We start from the raw sequence: 7,428 nt of genomic DNA on the forward strand, positions 1-7,428 counted from the left end.
TCGTCCCGGGGACAGTCCCCCCTACCATCCCCCTTATTGTCCCCTTTACCCCTTACCATTAAGCCCTTAAGAGCATATCCTTATGCCTGGCTATGGCTGCCCTTTAGAGCCTTTTCCCTCTTATACTCAGGGCGATTTCTTAATCCCCATCCAAATCCGCCTATTAGACCCTATCTAAGGTTATCTCTTGAGTTCTATCCCGGACTCCCAATAAGACCGTCTTAAGGGCTATCTCTGTCTCTATCCTCATTACCATTAGCGGAGGGCTCATTTAGAGAATCCCTTGGGGCACTAAACCCACCTGTAAATCATCAGAAGTGAATATTCCGTTCAACGGTGGTGGGCCATATCCAGGCAGACCGTTCTTATTTCTCTCAAAACGGGCTAAAATAAAAGGCTGGGAACGAGGAGCCGTCCCCAGCCTGAACAAAACGAGGCTCGGTCTAACGGATTAAAACCGCCCTTTCAGTCTTCATCAGACCCGGACCCTCAAGCCGGATGAAATATACACCCGGTCTCAACCCTTTTGGTTGCCAGACAAGTTCACCTTCACCCGGATTTATCTTTCCCTCGTAAATTAGCGCCGCAGTTCTGCCGGTAACATCAAGCGCTGTCATCCGCACCTTTTGGGCAACCGGGACCTGATAATTTATTCTCACCAGATTGGCAAAGGGGTTGGGCAGGATTTTTAAAGCGGTCTGAACCGATTGCAACGCCGAACCTCGCTCTTCCATTCCGATGCAGCGGTGGTACCAGGATTGGGCGCTGTCAGCACTGGCAAGCGCTGCTGCCTCGTTAGGACCACCGACAAAGGCAATCGCAAACCTGCAGGCAGAAAAGGGGGCAAGTGTAAAAGGACCGGCAGAGGCAGAGACCGCCCAGTTGTCTGACCTGGTGGGGTTGTTCAGACTTACCTGACCGCTCAGGAAGCGCCACTTCTGGGCATCGCGGAACGATGAGTCTGGCAGATAATAGATGCGCGGGTCAATTGCCGAGAGATGAATCCCGGAGTCGGGCTCAAGGATTTTGATGCCCACAAAAGGACCCCTGCCTGCGGAATCGGTCATATAGATGAAGCGGCGTAAACTGTCGGTCCGGCAGATGTCCTTGCCTAAGGTGTCAATCGTAAAGTCGGCAAAGACGCCGGTGTAAAAACTGCTCAATTGCGAACCGCTGTTGTTCTGCACATCATAGGTGATAACAACAAAGTCCCGATAGCCAGGCGCGCCAACCGCATAACTGTTCTGAATTGTCACAACCGGCTTTCTCCTGGGATGGTTGCGGTCTGAGTACCAGGCGCGGAAATGCTCATCACCCTTTTGGGGTGGGAAAAGGCTGCGCACGCTGTCAATTAAGAAAAACTCGGTGTCGGGCGGAGCGGTTACCGGTCGGGAGTAGTAGCGGTCAACAACATAGCTGGTGTCGGTGCCAAAGGCAAAAGAGGCGTGGCGCAAAAGGCTTGGTCCATTCTTGGGATAGGAAAAGCCGCTGCCCGAACCACCGGGCTCAAGATAGCCAATCGCACCGAGACAGGTAACGGTTAACCGGCAGTTGTTGGTGTCGTGGTCAAGGACAACCTGTCCAGGCATACCAACGAGGAGGCTGAACCCATACTTCTCCTCGTAATAGGTGCTCTCGCCGCTGACGAAAAGGGAGCAGGTAAGGAGCGTTCCCTGACGCAACGAGGTATCCGCCTGGATGACAAACCGGTCAGAAATGTTGATGGCGCTATCACCTTGAGCAATTGTGCCCCAGCTGCCCAATGAGTCAATCACGGTCAAACGGAAGTCAAGGGAGCGCAGAACCCCCTGGGTGTTGGCACAGGTGGCATTGCCGGTATTGACAAATTTCACAAAAAGGGCGGCGGTTTCACCCGGGTCAATGTAGCCATCATTATTACCAAGAGAGTCCCTGACAATCACCCGGCGCATCTCCAAGACCGGACCACGGGGAACCGCGCTCACCGCCGCGAATGCATCAATTCTGCCCGCGCCGAAGTCATTGTCCTTGCCCGATGTGCCCAAATCCACCGCGGTTATCTCCAGGATTGAATCCACCGCTGCCGGGGTCAGCCGCGGGTTCTTGGAAAGCATCAGACACACCGTGCCCGCCACATGCGGCGTCGCCATCGAGGTCCCATCCATCTCCGTATAACCACCACCAACACGACAGGACTTCACCGCCACACCAGGCGCACTCATATCCGGACGGGTCAAGCCCGGCGGATAGGCATAGTCGTTGTAAGGCGGCACATTCTGCCAGGTCACCGGCCCACGACTGGAAAAGTAGGCAATCGCATCCGTGGAGTCGGTCGCACCTATCGACATTATCCCGGAAAGCGTGCCTTCACCCGTGTTCTCAGGATTCCACCAGGGTGGCGGCACATTCCCAGGGCAGCGACAGGAGTTGGGCGGCTGGATGCTGCGCTCGTTGCCCGCAGCCACCACCTGAATCACACCCGCAGCATTCACATTGTCCGCAGCCTGGCGCCAGGTCGCCTGGTGCGGGTCCCAGGAAAGCTGCCAGCCCAGACTCATCGTGTACAAATCAGCCCCGTTCTCAGGTGACAAAGGCGGCGAGACCACAAACTCCATCGCCTGCCAGCACTGGCTCTCAGCCACCGAGTCCGCCACCGTCCGCACCCGGCACACCATTATCCGCGCATCCGGGGCAACACCACACTGACTGCCACTGGTGCCATCCGAGGCAACCGTGCCCGCAGTGTGCGTCCCGTGCCCCTGCACATCCATCGGGTTGTTGTTGTTCTGCTCAAAGTTCCAGCCATGATAGGGATAGTTCTCATCCTCCCACATGTGGTCAGCAAGGTCAGGATGGGTGTAATCACAGCCCGTGTCAATGTGCCCGCAAACCACACCCTGACCCGTAAAACCCTGTGCCCAGACCTCAGGCGCACGAATCTTCCGCACACCCCAGGCAATCTCATCCCTCCCCTCCTCCTTCTCACCCACCGGCTCCAAGAGGTCAGGACAGTAAGCCAAATCGTAGTTCACATAGTTGACCTCAGCACGCTCCGCTATCCTCCTTATCACCTCCGGGGTCGCCTCACAGTAAACCGCATTCACAATCCAGAGGGGACGAATGTCCGCCACCGCACCAGTTTTCTCCTGAGACCTGAGAAACTCCAGGAGTCCCGCCTGCTCCCGTGCCGAAAAGTCCCTCAGTATCCGCGCCACCTCCACCCGACGCTGCGGCCGCGGCAGACCCTCAACCAGGGAGTTGAGCAAACCCTTGTCAAACTGCCGCTTCAAAACAATGTGCACCGGCAACCGCTGAGACGCATCAGCAGTAACCAGCCGCTGTTCCAGCTCCGGACTCACCAGCCCGAAACCAAAACCAATCAAGACCACTAAAAGTACCAGCAAAACTCTCTTCATATAAGACCTCCTGTTAAAACTAAAAGATTATACCCCCTCTCAATCTGAGGTCAATTTATTTTATAAAACAAAGGCGCCCGGTCCCATCTGAACCAAGGCGCCTAAAAAATCAAAAGTCGCTATCGCAGCACCGATGTCTTCATCCGCACATTATATTGCCCAAGAGAAAGTTCGTAGAAATAAAGACCATTGGGCACAAATCTGCCCTGGTCATCGGTAAGGTTCCAGGAAATGACCTGAGCACCAGGATTAAGTGAACCGTGGAAAACTGTCCTTATCAGTTCTCCAGAAACCGAATAGACCCGCAGAGTGACATTACCAGCATTGGGCAGGGTAAATCTAATCTGCTGGGTTCGGTTTGCCGGATTGGGACTGACAGTGGTGAACTTGGGTAGTGGCTCCTTGTTATTCTCAGCAACACCGAGATAGGGTTCAATCCAGCTCCGTATGGTATATTCGTTAAATCCAACCATTCCGCCAACAACGATACCGGCGGTGTCAATCACATAGTTCAGCGGTATGGAGTTGCTGATATTATACAGACTCCACATCGAACCACCGTCACGGAAAAATGGGTAGGTGTATTGCCGGGCATAGGGCTTAACCACCGTCTCCATATTCTCCCACAGATTGATACTCAAAGGCACAAAACCCATTTCACCATACTCATCAAACATTGCTTGGACGCGCGGTAACTCCGCGCGACAACCTGGTCAACCAGATTGCCAGAAAAAGAGTTGGACAACTTTGCCGTGATATTCTTCAGGCAGGGTATGGGTAACCCAGGCGGTATCAGGGATGGTTGCATTTGGTGCCGGGTCACCTGGTTGGGGCCATGCCCAAATTAGAGCCGGCGCCAAAAGCACGAAGGCTAACGCAACAGACTTTAACCTTAACACAAGGTCCTCCTTTTTAACATTAAGTAATTTTAATCACCTCAAGATGGCTGTCAATAAAACTCCTTATGGCAGCACCACCTTTACTGAAACAGATTTGACGCCCTCGCTTCTTCACCGGGCAAATGCCCCTGAGGGAAATTATTAGGCGGAAGGACTGGCTGAAAATGAGCCAATGAACCTGAATGCAGATTCCCCTGGGGATTGCCCCGGGACTAAAACCGATTTTAAATTAAGTTATTGAAAATCTGGCGGATAAAAGAAAACAAGCCCATATAAAATGTTTATATATAACTAAACTTAATTTTCCTGAGTTACAGTTTTAAGAGCGTTGCCGGGTCAATCGGCTTGCCCAGTTTTCTGATTTCAAAATGGAGATGGGGCGCGCTCGCCTTGCCGGTCATTCCCACTCTGGCGATGACCTCTCCAACCTGAACCGTATCACCCTCTTTAACCAGCCAAGAGGATAGGTGTCCGTAATAGGTCTCATAACCGGAACTGTGGCTGATTAAAAGGAACCTGCCAAACTGGGGGTCGGTGCCACGAGCGGTAACAACGCCATCAGCCGCAGCGCGGACCGGGCTTTCCTTTGCCGCGGCGAGGTCAACCGCAATATGAGCAGAGTCAACCCCGCGGGAGACAACATAGCCGGAAACCGGGACCAAAACCGGCACCGAGTATTTGCCCCAGGGCTGGTTTTTAACCCATTCCGGGATCTCAAAGGAGTCGGTGACCGCGCCACGCCAGTCAACCGGTGGGGGCGTAAGTTCAACACCGAGCATCTTAGAAAGTTTTTCCCTTTCCCCTTCAAGAAACTCCAGCCGCTCCTTTAAGAGCCTCACCTTTTTAAACTCCTCCTCCAGTTGCCGGTTGCGACGGCTGAGGTATTGCAGCCGGTAAAACCGATAGGCGCCTGATGTGACCAGACCGAAGGCGGTAAAGACCACCACCGCCATCAGGCAGAGAATGACAAATAAAAGCCGTGCGAGACCAAGGGGCAGGCTGAAGCGCAAAGAGTTGGGGGTGTAATTCCCGAAGATGAAGACGGTGATCGCCTTTTTCGGCATCTAATCTTTTTTTATCAGTTTGTAAACCCGGTCAAGGTCTTCAAGCGAGAAAAACTCGATTGTGATTTTGCCGGGTGATTTCCCTGGCGGTGTTATCAAAACCTTGGTTCCTAAAAACTGCTGCAGGCTCTCCTCCAGTTCCACCAGGTGGACATCCCTTTCCTTTTGCTCCTTTTCAACCTTGGTTTTGCCCTTTCTGATCCCGCAAAGCCGCTCCAGGCTTCTCACCGAAAGCCCTTCGGCAATGGTCTTTTCGCACAGCTCCACCTGCTCCCGGCGACTGGAAAGGGCTAATAGCGCCCGGGCATGACCAGGGGTAATCTGTCTCGCAGCAAGCGCATCCCTGACCTTGAAAGGTAGAGTCAAAAGCCGCAGCGCATTGGTGATGGTGGAACGGTCCTTGCCCACCCTGCGGGCAATCTCCTCATGGGTGAGGTGAAACTGCTCGGCAAGGGCTTTATAGGCAAGCGCCTCGTCAACCGGATTCAAATCCTCCCGCTGGATGTTCTCAATCAGCGCCATCTCCAGCATCTCCCGGTCATCAACTGTGCGCACAATCGCAGGGATTGTCTGCAACCCGGCTTGCCTTGCCGCCCGCCAGCGCCGCTCGCCCATCACCAGTTCATAACCGTCGCGGCGTCTTCTCACCACCACCGGTTGCAAAACACCCTTTTCCTTGATTGATGCCACCAGTTCCTGAAAACCAATGCTATTCTCTTCCTCCTTTGTTGCCCGGGGTTGGAATGGATTGGGGCGAATCTCCTCAACCGGAATCATTCTGGACTCACTGGCGAGCACCTCCTGGGTTCTTTCCGGAATGATTGCCCTTAACCCCTTGCCCAGAGCCTTACGATTCATCCGTTACCTTTAGCAAACGCCTTCTGGTTAAAAGCTCATCGGTCAATGCCAAATATGCCTGGGCGCCGGCAGACTGACCGTCATAGGCAAAGATGGGTTTGCCGAAACTGGGCGCCTCGGCCAAGCGGACGCTCCGGGGAATTATCGTATTGAAAACCTGCTCCCCAAAAAACTGCCGGACCTCCCTTTCCACCTGCTGACAAAGGTTTAGCCGCGAGGAGAACATGGTCAAAAGCACCCCCTCAATCTCAAGGAGGGGGTTGAGGCTGGTGCGGACAAGGTTGATGGTCTCCAAAAGCCTTGACATTCCCTCAAGGGCATAATACTCTGCCTGAATCGGCACCAGGACCCCCTGGGCAGCAACCAGACTGTTTACGGTCAAAAGCAAAAGCGAGGGCGGGCAGTCAATGATGATAAAGGAGTAACGGGGCTCAATTAGGTTCAATGCCCGGGCGAGCCGGAACTCCCGCCCTTCCACATCAACCAGTTCCACCTCGGCACCGGCGAGGTTGATAGTTGCCGGCAAGAGGTCAACCCCTTCAAAGGTATCGTGGATGAGCGCATCCTCAACCCGCTGCGCCTCAATCAGCGCCTCATAGACCGAGACCGTCAGTTTTGTCCTGTCAACACCCAAACCAACCGTGGCATGTGCCTGCGGGTCCATATCAACCAAAAGCACCCGCGGCTGACGCAGGGCCAGACCCGCGGCGAGGTTGATGGCGGTGGTGGTTTTACCCACCCCGCCCTTCTGATTGCAGATGGCAATCCGGCGCGCCATTACAGAAATTTAACCGATAGACTTTCCCTGTCAACAAGCAAATATTACTGTGTTCCCGAGTTGTCAGGATATCACTGTTTCAGGTGATAAACCAGCTTTGACCTTTTTTCTTTCCAGGGGTGGCGTTGAGAGATTGTGTCGCCGCGGACAAATATCGGCAGGGACCTTTCAACCGCTGAGCCGAAAACCCCAAGTCCCCCGGTCAAGCGCATTGAATCTCTACCGCCAATACCCGTGGCACCCAAAACCCAAGTATAGTAGTTGGTATCAAGAGCCCAGACCCAGAGGGTGCAGGGTTTTGGTGGTGAGTCCGGTGGGGGCGCAACAAAGAAAAGAAAAAACATCTTAGGAATACGGACAAGGAGTGAGTCATAGGTGATGTCAAAGGAGTCATTAGGTATGATGGCGTCCAGATACAAGGTGTCGATGTCTTC

7 protein-coding genes are annotated in these 7,428 nt (G+C 53.8%); all 7 read right to left on the bottom strand.

Annotated features, from left to right (window positions below; genetic code table 11):
• Nucleotides 1-443: 443 nt before the first annotated feature.
• A complete protein-coding gene (locus ABIK47_07850; protein ID MEO0020526.1) occupies nt 444-3,395 on the bottom strand; it encodes a S8 family serine peptidase in 2,952 nt (983 codons plus the stop codon).
• A 119-nt stretch (nt 3,396-3,514) separates the two neighbouring features.
• The gene (locus tag ABIK47_07855; protein MEO0020527.1) at nt 3,515-4,072 is read right to left on the bottom strand and encodes a FlgD immunoglobulin-like domain containing protein; all 558 of its coding nucleotides are present in this window, start codon (nt 4,070-4,072) and stop codon (nt 3,515-3,517) included.
• Between the two features lie 36 nt (nt 4,073-4,108).
• Nucleotides 4,109-4,294, bottom strand: a complete 186-nt coding sequence (locus tag ABIK47_07860) for a hypothetical protein (protein MEO0020528.1) — start codon at nt 4,292-4,294, stop codon at nt 4,109-4,111.
• Between the two features lie 311 nt (nt 4,295-4,605).
• A complete protein-coding gene (locus ABIK47_07865) occupies nt 4,606-5,358 on the bottom strand; it encodes a M23 family metallopeptidase (GenBank protein ID MEO0020529.1) in 753 nt (250 codons plus the stop codon).
• A complete protein-coding gene (locus tag ABIK47_07870) occupies nt 5,359-6,216 on the bottom strand; it encodes a ParB/RepB/Spo0J family partition protein (GenBank protein MEO0020530.1) in 858 nt (285 codons plus the stop codon).
• Nucleotides 6,206-6,994, bottom strand: coding sequence for an AAA family ATPase (locus ABIK47_07875; GenBank protein ID MEO0020531.1), 789 nt, complete (start codon nt 6,992-6,994; stop codon nt 6,206-6,208). Before ABIK47_07875 ends, ABIK47_07870 begins: the two co-directional genes overlap by 11 nt.
• 71 nt (nt 6,995-7,065) lie before the next feature.
• Nucleotides 7,066-7,428: hypothetical protein (locus ABIK47_07880; protein MEO0020532.1), on the bottom strand; the 363-nt coding region annotated here is incomplete at its 5' end.

The organism is candidate division WOR-3 bacterium, assembly GCA_039801245.1.
Classification (GTDB): Bacteria; Hydrothermota; Tepidihabitantia; order Tepidihabitantales; family Tepidihabitantaceae; genus JAOABP01.